At 44.0% G+C, this 19393-nt stretch carries 17 protein-coding genes; 8 read left to right on the forward strand and 9 right to left on the reverse strand.

Annotation, left to right across the window (positions count from 1 at the left end; translation table 11 throughout):
* Positions 1-1239, reverse strand: coding sequence for an MFS transporter (locus HY58_RS02190; RefSeq protein ID WP_039126972.1), 1239 nt, complete (start codon positions 1237-1239; stop codon positions 1-3).
* Between the two features lie 180 nt (positions 1240-1419).
* Between HY58_RS02190 and HY58_RS02195 the strand changes: the two genes are divergently transcribed.
* The 6 genes from HY58_RS02195 to HY58_RS02220 all read left to right on the forward strand — a co-directional run bounded on the left by HY58_RS02195 (position 1420) and on the right by HY58_RS02220 (position 8291).
* A complete protein-coding gene (locus HY58_RS02195) occupies positions 1420-2445 on the forward strand; it encodes a rod shape-determining protein (protein WP_039126975.1) in 1026 nt (341 codons plus the stop codon).
* Between the two features lie 45 nt (positions 2446-2490).
* Entirely contained in the window at positions 2491-3345 is an 855-nt protein-coding gene (mreC, locus tag HY58_RS02200; RefSeq protein WP_039126978.1) for a rod shape-determining protein MreC, read from the forward strand.
* A complete protein-coding gene (locus tag HY58_RS02205) occupies positions 3338-3871 on the forward strand; it encodes a hypothetical protein (protein WP_039126981.1) in 534 nt (177 codons plus the stop codon). The genes mreC and HY58_RS02205 overlap by 8 nt, the downstream gene beginning before the upstream one ends.
* Positions 3872-4070: 199 nt before the next feature.
* Positions 4071-6179, forward strand: a complete 2109-nt coding sequence (mrdA, locus tag HY58_RS02210; RefSeq protein ID WP_072037561.1) for a penicillin-binding protein 2 — start codon at positions 4071-4073, stop codon at positions 6177-6179.
* 5 nt (positions 6180-6184) lie between these two features.
* Complete coding sequence (gene rodA, locus HY58_RS02215; protein WP_039126984.1) at positions 6185-7531, forward strand: rod shape-determining protein RodA; 1347 nt, start codon at positions 6185-6187, stop codon at positions 7529-7531.
* Positions 7532-7559: 28 nt separating this feature from the next.
* Positions 7560-8291, forward strand: coding sequence for an MBL fold metallo-hydrolase (locus HY58_RS02220; RefSeq protein WP_039126986.1), 732 nt, complete (start codon positions 7560-7562; stop codon positions 8289-8291).
* Between the two features lie 3 nt (positions 8292-8294).
* Here HY58_RS02220 and HY58_RS02225 read toward each other — a convergent pair whose 3' ends face one another.
* From HY58_RS02225 to HY58_RS02260, 8 genes are all read right to left on the reverse strand, one after another.
* Positions 8295-8714, reverse strand: a complete 420-nt coding sequence (locus HY58_RS02225) for a hypothetical protein (RefSeq protein WP_039126988.1) — start codon at positions 8712-8714, stop codon at positions 8295-8297.
* A gap of 17 nt (positions 8715-8731) precedes the next feature.
* A complete protein-coding gene (locus HY58_RS02230) occupies positions 8732-9541 on the reverse strand; it encodes a hypothetical protein (RefSeq protein WP_039126990.1) in 810 nt (269 codons plus the stop codon).
* A 31-nt stretch (positions 9542-9572) separates the two neighbouring features.
* On the reverse strand, positions 9573-10124 hold the full coding sequence (locus HY58_RS02235; protein ID WP_039126992.1) for an RNA polymerase sigma factor: 552 nt from the start codon (positions 10122-10124) through the stop codon (positions 9573-9575).
* A gap of 109 nt (positions 10125-10233) precedes the next feature.
* Positions 10234-11187 (reverse strand): transketolase family protein, encoded by a 954-nt coding sequence (locus HY58_RS02240; RefSeq protein WP_039126995.1) that lies wholly within the window; start codon positions 11185-11187, stop codon positions 10234-10236.
* Between the two features lie 32 nt (positions 11188-11219).
* On the reverse strand, positions 11220-12275 hold the full coding sequence (gene galE, locus HY58_RS02245) for a UDP-glucose 4-epimerase GalE (RefSeq protein WP_039127000.1): 1056 nt from the start codon (positions 12273-12275) through the stop codon (positions 11220-11222).
* Between the two features lie 62 nt (positions 12276-12337).
* The gene (gene rfbA, locus HY58_RS02250; protein WP_039127003.1) at positions 12338-13207 is read right to left on the reverse strand and encodes a glucose-1-phosphate thymidylyltransferase RfbA; all 870 of its coding nucleotides are present in this window, start codon (positions 13205-13207) and stop codon (positions 12338-12340) included.
* A gap of 95 nt (positions 13208-13302) precedes the next feature.
* Positions 13303-14364 carry an inorganic phosphate transporter gene (locus HY58_RS02255; RefSeq protein WP_039127006.1) on the reverse strand — a complete coding sequence of 354 codons (1062 nt, stop codon included), beginning with the start codon at positions 14362-14364 and terminating at the stop codon, positions 13303-13305.
* Between the two features lie 24 nt (positions 14365-14388).
* Positions 14389-15036 carry a DUF47 domain-containing protein gene (locus tag HY58_RS02260; RefSeq protein WP_039127010.1) on the reverse strand — a complete coding sequence of 216 codons (648 nt, stop codon included), beginning with the start codon at positions 15034-15036 and terminating at the stop codon, positions 14389-14391.
* 153 nt (positions 15037-15189) lie between these two features.
* Between HY58_RS02260 and HY58_RS02265 the strand changes: the two genes are divergently transcribed.
* Positions 15190-16488, forward strand: coding sequence for a porin (locus tag HY58_RS02265; RefSeq protein WP_253271483.1), 1299 nt, complete (start codon positions 15190-15192; stop codon positions 16486-16488).
* Between the two features lie 105 nt (positions 16489-16593).
* Positions 16594-19380, forward strand: coding sequence for a TonB-dependent receptor (locus HY58_RS02270; protein ID WP_156123539.1), 2787 nt, complete (start codon positions 16594-16596; stop codon positions 19378-19380).
* Positions 19381-19393 lie beyond the last annotated feature (13 nt).

Genomic DNA, 19393 nt, shown 5'->3' on the forward strand with positions numbered 1-19393 from the left:
TTAACTGTCATGTGAGGATGATTCATTCCTTACAGGTACCAGCAGCAACCAAATTATAGATGAGATGGCCAGTATCGCCGCTGCCAGGAATGTGAAAGAGGCGCCCCGGAGCATCCAGATAAAACCTGCCATGCTGCTGGATAATAAGGTGCAGATACTTTGTAATGACCCATATAAGCCAAGTGCGGTGGCTGTTTTATTGCGATCAACGAGGTTGCTGATCAATGCTTTCGAAATGCCTTCGGTGGCCGCGGCATAAAGACCGTACAGGAGAAATAATATAAAGATCAGCATCACATAATCGCTTTTCTCTCCATTCCAACTCATATATGCAAAACCTGAATACACAACTACAAATAAAGTCATTCCCCCCAGAATAGTTTTTTTCAATCCCCATCGGTCTGCCAGCATTCCCATTGGAAAGGCAGCGGCTGCATAGATGATATTGTAGAAGATATAAGCACTGATAGTTATAGTATCGGATCCGGTGATGGCTTTTGCCTGCAATAAAAGAAATGCATCGGAACTATTGGCTAACGCAAACAGGAGTAATCCAATAACAAGTCTGCGATATTGTTGACTTCCCTCTCGCCAGAAAGAAAAAAAGGAAAAGAAGGGGATGGCTTTTTTTGGATGCAGAGTTTTTTCTTTTTCATGTTTAATGATCTTTTTCTCATGTAACATGAATAGTAAAGCAACAGAAATAACACCTGGGATAAATGCCCAAAAGAACAAGGGGCGGTAAGCGCCGGGATAAAAATGCAGGAAGGCAAGGGCAGCGGAAGGGCCCAGAATTGCACCAACGGTATCCCATCCCCGGTGAAACCCAAAAACTCTCGCCCGTGTGTGAGGGGTACTTTCCCCGGCCAATATTGCATCCCTGGCAGCACTGCGCATACCTTTGCCAAGCCGGTCGATAGTTCTTGCAAAAAATATCCAGACGGGATATATGAAAAAAGCCATGAGTGGTTTTGAGATGGCACTGAGTGCATATCCCATGCGTACAAAGGGAAGTCTCCGCCCTCGTTGATCCGATAAGTTTCCGAAATAACCTTTTGTTAGTCCCACCACAAATTCTGCTATCCCTTCAAGAACACCTATCAGTGCTATTGAAAACCCGATTTCTTTGAGATATACCGGCACAATGGGGTAAAGCATTTCACTCGCAAAATCTGCGAACAGGCTTACCATCGCCAAAATCCAGACTGTTCGATTGATGTTTACACTCCCGGTTGACATATGGCGAAAGTAATTGATGTGCGCAAAAAGCCTTTACGAACTTATTTCGGCACTTCTTTTGCGATAGTTGGCTAATTGTGAAAAAATTGGTGATAATCAATGAATACTACTTTGATAAATCGGATTATTTCCTCCAATTTTGCTCACATTATATCCTGACTAAAAATCTGACCGCATAAAATGGGATTATTCAATTTTCTGACCCAGGAAATCGCCATGGATCTGGGTACTGCTAATACCCTTATCATACATAACGACGAGATTGTGGTCAACGAGCCTTCCATAGTGGCACTTGACCGGAACAACCCGAAAAATGTTCTTGCCGTAGGTAAGCGCGCCCTGATGATGCACGAGAAGACGCATGAAAGCATCCGGACGGTAAGGCCACTCAAAGATGGTGTTATCGCTGATTTCAATGCTGCCGAGCTCATGATCCGTGAGATGATCAAGATGATCTACCCCAAAAAACCTCTTTTTCCTCCTTCATGGCGCATGATGATATGCATTCCTTCTTCCATCACGGAAGTTGAAAAGCGTGCTGTACGCGATAGCGCAGAACAGGCAGGCGCCAAGGAAGTTTACCTTATCCATGAGCCAATGGCGGCTGCACTGGGTATAGGTATTGATGTGGAGGAACCCGTGGGTAACATGATCATTGATATTGGTGGTGGTACAACGGGTATCACGGTAATTGCGCTTGCAGGTATCGTTTGTGACCAAAGCATCCGTATTGCCGGTGATGAATTTACAGCCGATATCATGGAAGCCCTTCGCCGTTACCATAGTCTCCTGATCGGTGAAAGGACTGCAGAACAGATCAAGATCCAGATCGGAGCCGCGATGAAGGACCTCGAAAATCCACCCGACGATATTCCTGTTAATGGTCGCGACCTGGTTACAGGAATTCCAAAACAGATCATGGTAAGCTACCAGGAGATCGCCGAAGCACTCGATAAAAGCATTTTCAAAATTGAGGAGGCCATCCTCAAGGCACTGGAAACCACACCACCGGAACTGGCAGCGGATATATATCGCCGTGGGCTCTATATCACAGGCGGTGGAGCTTTGCTGAGAGGGCTCGACAAACGCCTTAGCCAGAAAATAAAACTTCCGGTGCATGTGGCCGACGATCCACTGAAAAGCGTTGTTCGCGGAACGGGGATCGCACTTAAAAATTATGACCGGTATCCGTTTGTGATGCGCTGATAAAGGAGCGGGTTAGAAGCATAAATTTGATAAGAGGAGGCTGCTATGCGTAATATCTTTCTGTTCATCCGGCGCTATTTCAATTTCATTTTTTTCCTGGCGCTGCAGGTGCTTGCATTGTCCTTTCTCTTCCGTTATAACAAATTTCATGAGGCGGCGGCCATGGGCGTAGCCAGTGAAATAACGGGAAGCATCAATGACCGCTATAATACGGTTGAATACTACTTCAAACTTAAAAAAGCCAACGAAGTTCTCGTGAAGGAAAACGTTTCCCTTCGTGAGATGCTTCGGTCTAATTACCAGCCCGCCGATACCAGCAGCAGGATCGTGGTGGATTCCATTCGTGTTGACAGTCTTAAGCCATACCAGAAATACACTTATCTTGATGCCCGTGTAGTTGGGAGTTTTGTTACTACGCAAACCAATTTCTTTACCCTGCATCGGGGCTCCAACCAGGGTGTAGCAGTTGATATGGCCGTGATCGGATCAAGGGGTATCGTTGGCAGGGTGGTGAATGTTAGCAATAATTTCGCCACAGTAATGAGCATGATCAGCAGGCAATTTAAAGTGGATGGTAAACTCAAAGGATCTGAAGAACGTGGATCCGTTAGCTGGGATGGTGTGAACCCACGCTTTGTACAGATGCGGAACATCCCCAAGAACATCAAGGTCAATAAAGGGGATTCCGTTCTAACAAGTGATCTGTCCTCGATATTTCCACCCAATATCCTGATCGGAACTGTTGATACCGCCATCAGTGATCCAAGTACTAATTTTCTCAACCTCCGGTTACGCACGGCTACAAATTTTTCTACGATACAATATGTATATGTAGTTCAGAATAAACAAATGGAAGAACAAACAGCGCTCGAAAAAGCAACAAGAAAAACAAATGAGTGACCTGGTAAAAAATACTATCCGCTTTATTGTTTTTATCCTCGTGCAGGTATTCGTCCTGCACAAGATTCCACCGCTGCATCAGTTTGTGGTTCCATACCTCTATTTTTTATACATTCTCTGGCTGCCTTTCAATATGGGCCGTACCTGGCTTATGGTGGTAGCCTTTCTGTTCGGGCTATCGCTCGATTATTTCCTGGTAACTCCCGGGCTTCATGCTGCGGCCTGTGTATTCATTGCTTATATCAGACCATTCCTCGTAAACCTGCTGATTCGCCAGGAAGGTGCTGAACAAAGCTATGGCGCGCCTTCTCCTGCCAGTATGGGATGGGCACCCTATTCGGTTTTTGTTCTGGTGCTTACCGTTCTTCACCATGGCTACCTGGTTTTCCTTGAATGGATGCAGTTCGGCAACTTCTGGTACTTCCTCGGTAAAGTATTTGCAACAACGGCCGTAAGCCTCCTTCTTATACTTATTACTGAACTTTTGTTCTACCGCAAAGAAAGGTACAGAACCAACGCCGTGTAGGTAAGAAGTAAGATTTAAGAGGTAAGAATTACGTGGAGGATGTACTGCGGTTTTGTGGGGGATTAAATCGTTAGTTTTCTTTATTGTTGCATACTTACCTTTACTTGGGTGCACATGATTAATTTTGTCAAATCTTAAATCTTAATTCTTAAATCTTACCTCAACTCTTACCTCTTACCTCTTAATTCTTACCTCCCTCATGTCTGTTTTCAACCAATCACGTTCAACTGTTATCCGCCTTATTATTGCGGGGGTATTTGTCGTGATGCTTGCCCAGCTGACCAACCTCCAGCTTTTTTCTAATAAGTACCAGGCTCTTGCGTTCAATAATGCTGTTTATCCAAAGGTAAAATACCCCGACCGTGGAATCATTTATGACAGAAAAGGAAAAGCTATCCTCAATAATACTATCATGTATGATCTGGAAGTAACACCAACACAGATCAAAGGTGTGGATACAACCTATCTCTGCCAGCTGCTGGATATCGATACGGCTGAATTCCGTAAAAGAGTTATCACCGCCATCATAAAAAATGGACGCTATCGTCCAAGTATATTCGAAGATCTCCTCCCTCCCCAGGTTCATGCCAGGCTGGAAGAGAATATCTACAAATTTCCCGGCTTCGCATTGGTGGAAAGGCCGGTACGTACCTATCCCTTCAATGCTGCAGCACATATAATGGGCTATATCGGTGAAGCAGATTCAGGAAATATCAAGCGTTCAGATGGTTTCTACAGGTTGGGCGACTATGTAGGTAAAACTGGATTGGAATCTTTTTATGAGCATGTACTGATGGGAAGGCGAGGTGTTGAATACATGATCAAAGACAACAAGAACAGGCTGGTGGGCAAATATGAAGAGGGCGCCTTTGATACTGCCGCTATTGCCGGCAGAAACCTGCGCACTTATATTGATATTGAAGTACAGCAACTGGCCGAAAAACTGATGCAGGGAAAAGTTGGAGCTGCAGTGGCTATCGAGCCCAAAACTGGTGGCATCATCGCCATGGTATCAGGCCCCAACTTTGATCCGAACATGTTAACCGGTCCGGAGAAGCAACAGAATTTTAATAAACTTTTTCTCGATGTCAGCAGCCCCTTGCTGAACCGTGCCATCAAGGGTCAATACCCACCCGGCTCTACCTTCAAGCCGCTGGGGGCACTGGTCGCTTTAGATGAAGGTATTATCACACCTTCGTTTGGCATAGGATGCAGTGGCGCCTACTATGGATGTGCGAGACCGGTAAAATGTACCCACAATAATCCGGGGCATGCCGCCAATCTTCGCCTCGCTATTGCGAATTCATGCAACTCCTATTTTACCCATATCTACCGATTATCAGTAGACGCTAACAGACATGGAGGCGTAAAGAAAGGATACCAGAAATGGAAAGGTTATATGAACAATTTCGACCTGGGGGTTAGGGTAGGGGTTGACCTCCCCAGCGAGGATAAGGGTAATATCCCCGACAGCTCGGTATACAATAAAGTTTACAGGAACTCCTGGAGCTCCTGTACAAATCTAACGCTGGGTATAGGGCAGGATATGATGCTGGCAACACCGCTTCAGCTGGCCAATTCGATGTGTATCATAGCCAATAAAGGCTATTATTTTACTCCGCATTTCGTGGAGAAGATAGATGAAGAATCACCTGAAGATACAATCATGAATGCCTTCCGGAAAAAGCACTCACCACTTACCAGTATTTCCGACGATGCATATGAAGCAGTTATTTCGGGCATGCAGGATGTGGTTGAAATAGGCACGGCCCGTATGGCAAAGTTGCCTGGTATCAACGTGTGCGCAAAAACAGGAACTGCAGAAAACTACCGCGTTATTGATGGCAAGCGTACCAAACTTAAAGACAACTCTGTTTTTGTATGTTTCGCCCCCCGTGAAAATCCGAAGATCGCTATTGCAGTTATAGTTGAGAACGCTGGATATGGAGGTACATGGGCCGGACCAATTGCTGCGCTGATGATGGAGAAATACCTTAACGATACCTTAAGGCCGGAGCGCGTAAAAGAAGTAGAAAGAATAGCATCTACTGACCTGATGCCTTCATGGATTATCCGTGAGCAGTATAAAGCAGATTCAACCAGGGCCTGGAACTGGTTCAAGCGTACCAATGATACAAGTGTTATCCGTAAATTCATGCGCAAACATTCGGCCACACCCGACAGTCTCAAGCGCTATAAAGATGAGAAGCTGCCATCACCTGCTCCAAGGCCCGAAACAAGAACTACAAGAACAGGTTTAGAGGCCATCCTTCCTCAGCAACAAAAAATTAAATCTACATCCGTATAACTGTTATGAATCAACGAAAACCAGATATATCGAAAGGTGTCGACTGGCTGGTTGTATGGCTTTACATACTGCTTGTGAGCATCGGTGTACTCAGTATTTTCGCTACTACCTATACAGAAGGGGAATCGGTGATCCAGACCTTCCTGTCACTCAAAACCGATTATAGCCGCCAACTATTGTATGTTGGCATTGGTGCTGTACTGGCCGTTTTCATTTTACTTACAGACAGCAAATTCTTTACGGCCACGGCCAATCTCTGGTATGCGTTTGGAATCCTGCTCTTACTATTGGTGTTTCCCTTTCATACGGAAGTGAAAGGAACGAGATCCATTATGCGCTTCGGAGGATTTCAGCTACAGCCTGCCGAACTCTGCAAAGTATTTGTAAACCTCGCACTGGCAAAATACCTGAGTCGAGTGGATACTGATTTCTCCAAAACGCGTTCGCAACTGATCGCTACAGCAATAGCCGTCACTCCCGCATTCATAACTATTCTCCAACAGGAAACCGGACTTGCATTGGTGTATTTCTCATTCTTCCTCGTGATGTTCAGGGAGGGGTTGCCAGCGGCTGTCCTCATCATCGGATTCTCATTGGCTGCACTGGTGGTGGCTACCTTACTCGTTGATCCCAATATCCTGGCAATCATTCTTACGGCCGCTGCAGCCATCGCCATATATATCATGCGAAGGCAGATCAAAAGGCAGAGACAATTGCTGGTGATAATAATGGGAATATGGTTTGTTGCGGTTGGTGTACAACGTTTCGCAGTGCCCTACATTTTTGATAATATAATGCAACCTTACCAGGTAAAAAGAATTTACGACACCATTGGTAAAGATTATGTTCCCAAAGATGCCAGTGAGGCCATGGAAATTGCCCAGGCACCTGATGCAAAGAAAAAGGATGATGGAGGTGATTATAATGTGCGGCAGAGTAAGATTGCCATTGGCTCCGGCGGATTTGCCGGTAAGGGCCTGCTGAAAGGAACGCAGACCCGCTATGACTTTGTTCCGGAGCAGCGAACGGATTTTATTTTCTGTACAATAGGCGAAGGTTTCGGTTTTCTGGGAAGCCTGGTCCTGCTATCAATTTACTTTTTGCTGCTGATGCGTATCATTACCATTGCAGAACGACAGCGAAGTGTATTCAGCAGATGTTACGCATATGGTGTGGCTTCCATTTTCTTTTTTCATATCGCCATTAATATCTGCATGACCATTGGCCTCGCACCCGTCATTGGTATTCCACTTCCATTTATCAGTTATGGTGGAACATCACTGCTTACGTTCACAATATTATTATTCATTCTCGTTAGGCTCGATGCCGACCGCCAAATGGTCCTTCGTTAAATCTTAAATCTTAAATCTTACCTCTTACATGACTATTCTCTCTCTTTCCGAAGGCAGTTTCACCATTGATGGCACAAAGCAGTTTGTTCCTTTTGATGAGCGTTCGCATGAGCTGCAGGACAGGCCCAAGGGAAGCCTCCTGGTGGAGATACAGCCATTCGTGGTAGTGACGGGAGAAGACGTGTTGCTGTTGGATACAGGCCTGGGTTTCGAGAAAGATGGAGTGCCACAATTACACCTGAATCTGATGGATGCTGGGATCAATCCCGGCGAGGTTACCAAAGTATTGATGAGCCATCTGCATAAAGATCATGCGGGTGGCGTGAGCCGTTTTGACTCCAATGGAAAACATGTGATTTCATTTCCGAATGCCACCTATTATGTTCAGCAAAAAGAACTGGACTATGCCTTTGAGAAAGACTCCGCTTCTTATATTACAGAAGAACTGGAATGTCTGAAGTTATCTCCTAACGTCGTTTTACTTGATGGAGACGGTGTGATTGGAGGATATATCCAATACCAGTTGGTAGGAGGGCATTGTCCTTACCACCAGGTTTTCAGGATTGTTGATGGCGGCGAAACTGTTTTTTTCGGGGGCGATAATGCACCACAATTGCAGCAGATGAAAAGCAGGTTTGCAGCCAAATATGATTATGATGGAAAAAAGGCGATGGAACTCAGGCAGCAATGGTGGCAGGAAGGCCATCCTGCAGGATGGAAATTTCTATTCTATCATGATATCAAAACACCGATAGGCTGATTATTATTCATTATCATTTCCATTACGTCGCGGACGGTTGTCCTGCCGCTGCTGGCGTCTTTCCATCAACTCTTTCTGTACATAGCCGTAAAAATCCTTTTCCGCTTTAAAGAATTGGTTGGCACGGTCGGGCGATAAGGCTTTACTGAATTGCGGCTGGTATTTTTTCCGCACAGCAAGTATCTTCTCTTCCCGCTCTAATTCATTTCCATTGCGAAATGAATTCCTCGCTTGTTTTGTTTCAGCGATATAGTTATTGTAAACCGGCCAGAATTGCTGTGCTTCTTCCGCAGTGAGATTAAGCTTCTTGGTAAGGTAGGCGATCTTCAACGCTTCCAGCCTTTCACCCTCCCTGGGTTGTTGCGCCAATACAGCAGTGGAGAGAGTGAGAGCCAGCACAAATAATATATAAATATGTTTCATGATCTTTTGTTTTTGGTTTATAGGGTCTTTCCGGGTTGCTCAGCTAAATATTGTTGCAGTGCTTCGTCACTTACATCATTAAGTAAGTAGTGAAATACCGGTTCGCTAAGATCCGCATTGGAGGCTGTGGCCGTTCCCAGATAAACCGATTGAAGAGAATCGGCATAATCAAAAATCACATCATCACTGAGTTGATCGATCTCTGCCTGCAATTGTGCGGAAATTGTTCCGGAACCTGCAATTTCTGTGCTGCTGTCATTGTTCTGATTGTACCACCAGGCACTTATCAGGATCAAACCTGTGATTGCGGCGGCGGCAGCATACCTGAACCATGACCGCCCCATTCCCACTACTTTCGCCTCCTGCTTAACTATATCTTTCCCTGTAACCTTCACTCCCGTAGCTTTTTCAAGCATTAGCTGGGGAAACTGTTCAAAATAGCCATCCGGCACCTTGTAAGGTTGAAGGTGACGGGCTGCTTCCAGAGTGGGGGAGAGGGTCTCTAATATCTCATTTGCCTGCTCCAGAGCTGAAACACCCGCATTGACCTCCCCCGCAACCTGATCAAAATAACCTTCTGGTACCCGGAAAGGTGATTTTTTGGATAAACCTGCCAGTAAAGGTGATAGTTGCTGCAACTCGGCAGCGGGATCGGGCTCTCCTGCTTCAAAACCGATTCCTTCATGGTTTTTTGCAAGAAATAGCATTCTCTCCGCAAAATTTTCGAAGTACCCGGGTGGAACCCTATAGGGAAGCTGGCGTGGAATGCCTGCCACCAGATCACTGATGGCCTTTATCTCTTCATATATGGTATTATCGGGTATCATCGCCTTTTAGACCTATTTTGGTAGTGGAGGTTTAATGATTCAACAGGTAATCTTCAATTTTTTTTACTGCGTGGTGATAAGATGCTTTTAAAGCTCCTTCTGATGTTTCAAGCACCCGGCTCATCTCTTCATATGGCATCTCATCATAATACCGGAGATTGAAAACGATCCGCTGCTTTTCCGGCAATTTCTGGATGGCCAGTTGCAATTTCCACTCGATCTGCTTTGGATCAAAATCTTTATCAGCCTTGATCTGGTTACCCAAACCTTCCTCAGAATCATCAAAAGATACCGTTGCCTTTCTTTTCTGCTGGTCTAAAAAAGTCAGGCATTCATTGGTTGCCACGCGGTACAGCCAGGTATAAAGCTTGGCATCTTCCCTGAAATTTTCCAGTCCGTTCCAAACTCTTATGAACACATTCTGCAACACATCGTTGGCATCTTCATGACCTACTACCATACGCCTCACATGCCAGTAAAGTCGTTCCTGGTATTTTTTTATGATACTGGTATAAGCCTTTTCCCGGGAAGCTGGTTCCCGGAACATAATCAGCAACTCATTGTCTTCGATGGCCATCGACATGCTCCTTGTTTTGTTGCTAAAGATAAGACTGAACCCAGAATGGAAAGTTTAAAAACAAGAAACAACCGGATTGCCGGTTGTTTCTTTTATAAAATATATTTTGCCTTTTTTATTTTCTTGCCATCACTTTCTCTGCTGCTGCAACAATATTCTCGGTGCTCAATCCATATTTCTCGAGCAATTGCATCGGTGTACCACTTTCACCAAAGGTATCATTGGTTCCGATATATTCGATGGGGACAGGATTATGGCGCGCTGCAACCTGTGCAACACAATCACCCATTCCACCCAGCACATTATGCTCTTCCACCGTAACGGCACAACCTGTTTTTTTCAGTGATCTGATGATGGCTTCTTCATCAAGTGGTTTGATCGTATGTATATTGATCACTTCTACACTTATACCTTTTTCTTCCAGAATTCGGCCGGCTTCAATAGCATTCCATACCATATGCCCGCAGGCAAAAATACTTATATCAGATCCTTCACTGAACACTTGCGCCTTTCCGATTTCAAATGGCATTCCCTCTGTAAAGATGGGCCATACCGGCCTTCCGAAACGCAGGTAAACCGGACCTTCATATTCAGCTATAGCCAGGGTAGCTGCCTTGGTTTGCGCATAATCACAGGGCACAATTACCGTCATACCGGGTAACATTTTCATCATGCCTATATCTTCCAGGATCTGGTGCGTGGCGCCATCTTCACCAAGCGTAAGTCCCGCATGGGAAGCGCATATCTTCACATTCTTTCCACTATAAGCAACCGACTGCCTGATCTGGTCATATACACGACCGGTAGAGAAATTCGCAAAAGTTGTGGTGAAAGGTATCTTACCGCCAATGGTAAGTCCCGCCGCAATACCAATCATATTGGCTTCAGCAATACCACACTGAATAAAGCGATCTGGATTTTCTTTTATAAACGTCTGTAGCTTTAGTGAACCCGCCAGGTCGGCAGTGAGCGCCACTACATTAGGATTATTTCTTCCCAGTTCTGTCATCCCATCCCCAAATCCGCTTCTTGTATCTTTTTTACCGGTTACCTGTATATCTTTTAACATGTAGTTTTGGTTTTTGCCCTGCAAAGGTAAGGTTAATTCAAATTGGCATTCTGTAAGAGGTAAAGTGTTTCATCTGCCTTTAATCGCTGTTCCCATTTCCAGGCTGTTTCCATCATGTCTTCCAGTGAATATTTGATCTCCCATCCCAACTCTTTTACGGCGTACTCATTGTTTGCATAGATGGCAATAACATCTCCGGGCCTGCGAGGTCCAATGGCATAGTTCAACGCTGCACCGCTAACTTTTTCAAATGCCCGGATGGCTTCCAGAACGGTAACTCCATTGCCTGTTCCAAGATTGAAAACATCACAGTGCTTCTGGCTCTTGCCATCCATAAGGTATTGTAACGAAAGTGTATGTGCATGGGCGATATCGGAGACATGGATAAAATCACGCAGGCAGCTTCCATCACGGGTATCATAATCATTTCCGAATACGGTCATCTGCGGGAGTTTGCCAATAGCGGTTTGCGTAATGGCGGGCACCAGGTTTGCAGGTTTCCCGATCGGCAGTTCCCCGATCTGGATACTGGGATGTGCTCCTACGGGATTGAAATACCTTAGTAAGATGCATTGTGTGGGGTTCACCTTTGCAAACTCATTGATGATCTGCTCACCCATTTGTTTGGTATAGCCATAAGGCGATTCAGCAGGCTTCGGTGGAGTGGTTTCCGTAACAGGAATAACATCCGGATTTCCATACACTGTACAGGATGAAGAAAATACAAAATAAGGAACCTTAAATTCCTGCACGCATTTGAGCAGGTTAAGCAGGCTTACAAGATTATTCTCAAAATACATTACCGGTTCTGCAACCGATTCTCCCACCGCTTTGTAGGCAGCAAAATGAATGATACCAGCTATATCTGTGTTTTCCTGGAATATCGCAAACGTATCATCGAAATTACACAGGTCAACTTTGTAGTTTTTTATTTTCTGGCCGGTGATTTTTTCCACCCCTTCCAGTATCCGCGGAGAAGATCGGGAATTGTTATCAACAGATATCACTTCGAAACCGCTACCGATCAGGTCAACCAGGGTATGGGACCCGATATAGCCACATCCGCCGGTAACAAGAATTTTACTCATAGTTTGTGTTTAGGTGTCTGACACATGTTCGATGAACGTTCGAACATATGTTCGAACATGTTTTATTTTTTTTCATGAATAAGTCCCAGCAGATATTCTCCATAACCGCTTTTAATAAGCGGCTGTGCAATCTTTTTCAGCGCCTCATCATCAATAAATCCTTTTCTCCATGCGATCTCCTCCACACAGGCTATCTTAATTCCCTGACGCTGTTCTATGACCTGCACAAACTGGGAAGCCTGCATAAGTGAGTCAAATGTTCCGGTATCAAGCCACGCCGTTCCACGGTCCATAATGGAAACTTTCAACTTACCCCTCTTAAGGTATTCGCGGTTTACATCCGTGATCTCATATTCACCTCTTGGACTGGGCTTGAGATTTTTTGCGATCCCGATCACCTCGTTATCGTAAAAATAAAGTCCGGGTACTGCAAAGTTACTCTTAGGCGCCGTAGGTTTTTCCTCAATCGAGATTACGTTATTGTCTTTATCGAATTCCACCACCCCATATCGTTCGGGGTCACTCACATGGTAGGCATATACGATTCCCCCATCCGGATCTGTATTATTTGCCAGTTGCTTCCCCAATCCCATTCCATAGAATATATTGTCACCCAACACAAGCGCTACCTTGTCATTACCGATAAAATCGGCCCCAATTACAAATGCCTGGGCCAGACCGTTCGGAACAGCCTGTTCGGCATAAGAAATATTCAATCCCAACTGGTTACCATCGCCAAACAATTTTTTGAAAAGTGGCAGGTCGTGCGGTGTTGATATAATAAGGATATCATGGATACCTGCCAGCATAAGTGTGGAAAGTGGGTAATAGATCATGGGCTTATCGTACACCGGCATGATTTGTTTACTGATCGCATAAGTTATTGGATGCAGGCGGGTGCCGGAGCCGCCGGCCAGGATGATTCCTTTCATAGTCGTTTTAAATGAGGGGGCAAGATAATAAAAAACCCGTCGGGTAAGGACGGGCTCTTGTTAGTTTATAATGAATATCAATAATTTCTGATCGGTTAAAAGATAGCTCTCAATACATAATAAACTACGGCTGCAATGAAAGCGCTCACCGGAATGGTCAGGATCCATGCCCATAAGAGGTTGATAGTAACACCCCAACGCACGGCACTTAATCGCTTGGTGGCACCCACCCCGATGATAGCGCCGGTAATTGTATGAGTTGTACTAACTGGTATACCCGCAGCTTCTGCAAGATAAAGGGTGGCGGCACCTGCTGTTTCCGCACTCACACCTTCAAGCGGGGTAACCTTGGTGATACGTGTTCCCATGGTCTTAACGATCTTCCATCCGCCGCTAAGTGTTCCCAATGCTATAGCGGTAAAACTTGCTACCGGTACCCACCAATAGTCCTCTACAAAATGGGTGAAACGATGTGAGGGGTCAAGTGTTGTATAGCTCGGATTTCCATTCTGCATTTCAAAAAAGATAACAGCCGCGCCAATGATTCCCATTACTTTCTGTGCATCGTTGCCACCATGCCCCAAACTGAAAAGGGCAGAAGAAACAAGCTGGAGTCGGCGAAACCATTTTTCCGCCTTATAAGGCATAACATTCCGGCATACGTTAAGTATGATCACTGTAATAATGTATGCGATGATCATTCCGATTACAGGAGCAAGGAAAATGAAAAGGAATGTAGGTATAACCTTAACATAATTGATAACATGTTCGCCGTTTTGCGTGAGCCCCCCGGCATGTGCCATTGCTGCACCAATAAATCCTCCCAATAATGTATGGGAAGAAGAAGAAGGGATTCCAAACCACCATGTGAGCAGGTTCCAGGTGATAGCGGCAATTAACCCAGCAAAGATCACATCCAGTGTAATGAAATTCTCATGAACAGATTTCGCGATGGTATTACCAATCTTGAATTCACCTATCAGGTATTTTGATATAAAGAATGCTGCAAAGTTGAAAACTGCTGCCCAAAGTACCGCCTGGAAGGGTGTAAGTACTTTAGTGGAAACAATAGTGGCTATGGAATTGGCTGCATCGTGGAAACCGTTGATGTAATCGAAGATCAGGGCCAATACGATGATTACTACTAAAAATGTCATGGTGGTATTTTTATGCAGGAACCATTAAGCGTACTTGATAATTATACTTTCGATCACATTGGCAGCATCTTCGCATTTATCGGTAACTATCTCCATTACCTGGTAGATCTCGCGTTTTTTGATAACCTCTTTTGCGTCAGGCTCTGTTTCAAAAAGCCTGTCGATGCTCAGATCGAATATATCATCTGCCTGGTTCTCAATACTATTCACTTTCACAAGAGCGTCTGTGATGAGACGCATGTTCTTCATATTCCTCAACTCTATCACCGCATTGCGGATCTGGTCAGCGCTTTGCTCAATCAGATCAGCCATCTTCTGTATTCCCGGATCATTTGGGTTTACCTTGTAAAAGTTGATCTTTTTAGCAGATGCATATATATAGTCAGCAATATCATCCAGTGATGTTGCCAGATAATGGATGTCTTCACGGTCAAAAGGAGTAATGAAGTTGCGGCCTAACTCGGTGAAGATCTTGTGGGTAAGATCATCATTCACATGTTCAAAATCTTCCATCCGGGCAATGAGAGCGGCGCGCTTATCAAAATCCGACTCACTCACCACCTCTTTCATAAGTTTCCCCATCTTGGCCACCGTATTGGCCACTTCTTCGAAAAGAGAATAAAAAACCTTGTCCTTGGGAGTGAACAATTTAAGAAATGCTGCTATGGCCATAACTGAATTTTGCGCAAAATTAACCTGTTTGGTGGCGGAACTCGTTGTAAATTGATTTGGTAATAATTCCTTAACAATGACATTTCAAGCCTGTCTGTCTCTCATTTTACCTTCGCCGGCTATATTAAATTTATGTTAAGTGGAGCTTCTGGCATGAAAAAACTACTGATTTCGATATTGACCCTGATTATTGTCTTACTGTCAAATACTGCGAAGTCCCAGCTCCTGATGGATATGGTTGATACAACTAAGGAAATGGGGAAAGACATGCTGGGACTTTATCAGAAATTTAATTATCTCCGGATCAGCGGTTATATGCAACCCCAGTTTCAGTTTATAAGCGAGAAAGGGGCCAACACCTATGCAGGTCCTGCTTTTAATAAAAATGTTGATAACCGTTTTACCCTTCGCAGAGGCCGTATACGCTTTGACTATGCAAGGTTTAACCAAAGCGATGAAGTTTCATTTCAATTCGCATTTCAATTTGATGGCACGGAAAGAGGTGTCAATATCCGCGACTTCTGGGGTCGCTTGTTTGAGAATAAATGGCATGTGATGGCGTTGACGGGCGGGATGTTCGCCCGTCCTTTTGGATATGAAGTAAACCTCTCTTCCTCCGATCGCGAAGCACCGGAAAGGGGGAGGATGAGCCAGATACTTATGAAAACGGAACGGGATCTGGGTGCAATGTTGACCTTTGAACCAAGAGTCAGAACTCACCCGTTGAGATGGTTAAAGATCGATGCAGGTATTTTCAATGGACAAGGTCTCGCTGGCTCTGCTGAATATGATTCTTATAAGGACTTTATAGCTCGGGCCGGTTTTAAGCCAGTAAATATTCTCCCCGGCCTGCGCATATCTGCTGCTATATCTTTCCTGAATGGGGGAATACTTCAAAACACCAGATATATATATAGTATGTCGAGAAAAGATTCTCAACCTGTTTTTATTGTTGATTCCAGTTTAGGAAATATGGGCGGTAAAGCTCCCCGCAAATACGCAGGTGCGGATATTCAGCTGGTTTTGAATCACTCTTCTCCTTATAGAACAATTCTTAGAGCAGAATACTGGAAAGGGAAACAGTCAGCCACGTCCATTTCAAGCGAAACACCTGGTGCATTAATTAATGACCCGATCTATACCCGTCGGTTTGATGGGGCGTTTTTCTACTTATTACAAAATATCGGCAATCACCAGGTTGGCTTAAAATATGATTGGTATGACCCTAATACGGATGTACAGGGTATGGATATTAAAGAGGGTGCAGGCAACTTTCATTCAGCTGATATTCAATTTAAAACGCTTGGTTTGGGATATCTGAATTATATCAATGAAAATCTCAAGCTGGTTTTATGGTATGATTTGGTGAATAATGAAAAGACATCTCTTGAAGGATTTTCTAAAAATTTGAAGGACAATGTATTCACCTGCCGGCTTCAGTTTCGATTCTAGCCTGTTAATATTCCGGTAACATTCACGATACAATTCGTTAACCTTCCCGTAACAGGTCGTTAACATTGCGAAGCTACTTTTGCGGTCAAATAAACCCTCATAGTTGTGAGCAAAAAGTTTCTCTTCCTGTTGATAGCGATGGTTCTTACAACCATTCATTCTTTCGCGCAATCAACTGCTAAACTCAGTGGTAAAGTTATAAATACTCAAAATGAGGCCGTACCGGGTGCCACCGTTATCGTACTTGGTACAGAGCGAAAGGCCGCAGCAGATGTTGAAGGCCGCTTTTCCTTTTTACTTGAAGTAGGAAAGAAATATACCATCCAGATCTCCAGTGCCGGATATAATACAAAATCACTCGAAGAAGTTGAAGTAAAAGCTGGAATTGACAATACGTTCACTGTTGTACTGGAATCCAAATCAGAACTGGGTGAAGTTATTGTAAGGAGTTCTGTACGTAAGGAAACCACAAGTGCCCTCATCAACCTCCAAAGAAATAACACAGCCGTTTCAAGTGGTATAGCTGCGGACCTGATCAAAAGAACGCCCGACCGTACAACAGGTGAAGTATTGAAACGTGTAAGCGGCGCTTCTATTCAGGATAATAAATTTGTAATTGTACGTGGTTTGAGTGATCGCTACAACGCAGCATTCATCAACAACTCTCAGTTGCCTTCTTCTGAACCTGATCGTAAGGCATTTTCCTTTGATGTGATCCCTGCCAACATGATTGATAATATTATTATCAATAAAACAGCAACACCAGAACTTACAGGTGAATTTGCAGGTGGACTTATCCAGGTCCAAACAAAAGACGTTCCTTCAAAAGATTTTCTTTCACTCGGGGTTTCTTTTGGTTTTAATACGAATTCAGTCTTTAAAGATTTCACCAGCAATGAACGTGGATCTACCGATTGGCTTGGATTTGATGATGGTACCCGTAAATTTCCGACAGCATTCCCATCTACACCACAAGCATACAGGGTTCTTTCCACAGCTGATAAAATTACTGCCTCTCAATTGCTAAATAATGATGTCTACGGCCAGGTTACGCGAAAAGCTGCGCCAACTATGACCTATAATCTTGCTTACGGTTCAACAAAAGTTTTAAAGAACGATGCAAAGCTTGGTTTTATAGCATCAGTAATGTATAGAAACGCACAATTGAAATATGATGTTGACCGCTCTTTCTCACAAGCTGATGGACAACCGATCTTTAATTTCTATGACCAGCAAAATCGCTATCAAAGCAATTTGGGAGCTTTAATCAATATCACCTATTCTCAGAAGAAGAATAAGATATCCTTCAAGAATATCTTTAACCAGTTCTACGACGATAATTATTTTACCCGCGAAGGTTTTAATAATAACCGGAACCAGGATATCCGATTCTATTCTTCATTCATGAACCAGCGAAGTTTTTACAGCGGACAGTTGGAAGGTGACCACCAGCTTAATCTGGGTAAGATGAAGTTTCGCTGGAATGGGGGTTATTCTTTAGTTACAAGAAACCAACCTGATCTTCGTACGCAGCAGTATGCTAAAGCATCTGGCGGCGAATACCAGATCGATACGGATGATACCCGTCGTTTCTGGTCTGATCTCAAAGACCATACACTGAGTGGATCAGCAGCGCTAACAATTCCATTTAATCTCTTTGATGAAAAGCAGAATTTTAAAATTGGCGGATCCACTATTGTACGGTTCCGTGATTTTAAAAGCCGTATCCTGCGATATACGGAAGCCTCACAGGCTAATTTCAATGATGACCTCATTTATGAAACCTATGACAGGATTTTTGCGAAAGATAATATAGGTCTTAATGGTTTTATTGTTGATGACTTTACCAATAACCAGGATAAGTATTTCGGTATCTCAGCTATCAATTCAGGTTTTGCAATGTTCGATAACAAACTCAGCGAAAATATTCGCCTTGTTTGGGGTGCAAGGATGGAGTTCTTCGAACAGTATCTTACTACCAAAGATGTTACAGCCAAACGCCTAAACCTGAATACTGAAACATGGGATTTCCTTCCCTCCGTTAACCTTACTTATTCACTGAATACAAAGAATAATATACGCTTCTCTGCTTTCCAGACAGTTGCGCGTCCGGAATTCAGGGAAATCGCACCCTTCGCCTTCTACGACTATGAGGCCAATTATGGTGTGTCTGGTAATCCGAATCTTAAACGCACAAAGATACTTAACCTCGACCTTCGTTACGAAATATATCCCGCTGCCGGTGAAGCATTCACAGTGGGAGCTTTCTATAAAAGGTTCACTAATCCAATCGAATTCAGACTTGACCCGGGATCCAATTCCGACCGACGTTTGTATTTCTATCAAAACGCAGGAGAAGCCGATACTTATGGCGCTGAACTTGAAATTCGTAAGAACCTTGATTTCCTGAATGCTGAGAGTGATTTCTGGAGCAACGTAACTGCCTTCGGAAACTTCACATACCTCTTTTCAGATGTTAGCTTCCCCGATGATGTTTCTGGTCAGCCGGTTAATTCCAATCGCCCCATCCAGGGACAGTCTCCTTACCTCATAAATGCAGGTATTCAGTATTCATCAGATAAAGCAGTTAATGCCACGATTCTCTATAACAGGATAGGACCAAGACTTGCCCTTGTTGGTAATAGTGAGTTTCCTGATATCTATGAGCGACCCAGGCATCTTCTCGATTTTCAATTGTCAAAAAGAGTGATGAACAAAAAAGGGGAAGTAAAACTTACCTTCTCCGATATCCTTAATAATGATATTTATCTCTATGAAAATATTGGTGGCGGTAGTAAGGAATTTGGTGGCCAAGACAGAACATTCAGTCGATACAAGCCTGGTAGTACCATCTCAATCGGATTTACTTATGACTTCGATCTTAAGAAATAAACAAACAAACAAA

It is taken from the genome of Flavihumibacter sp. ZG627, assembly GCF_000814325.1.
Classification (GTDB): domain Bacteria; phylum Bacteroidota; class Bacteroidia; order Chitinophagales; family Chitinophagaceae; genus Flavihumibacter.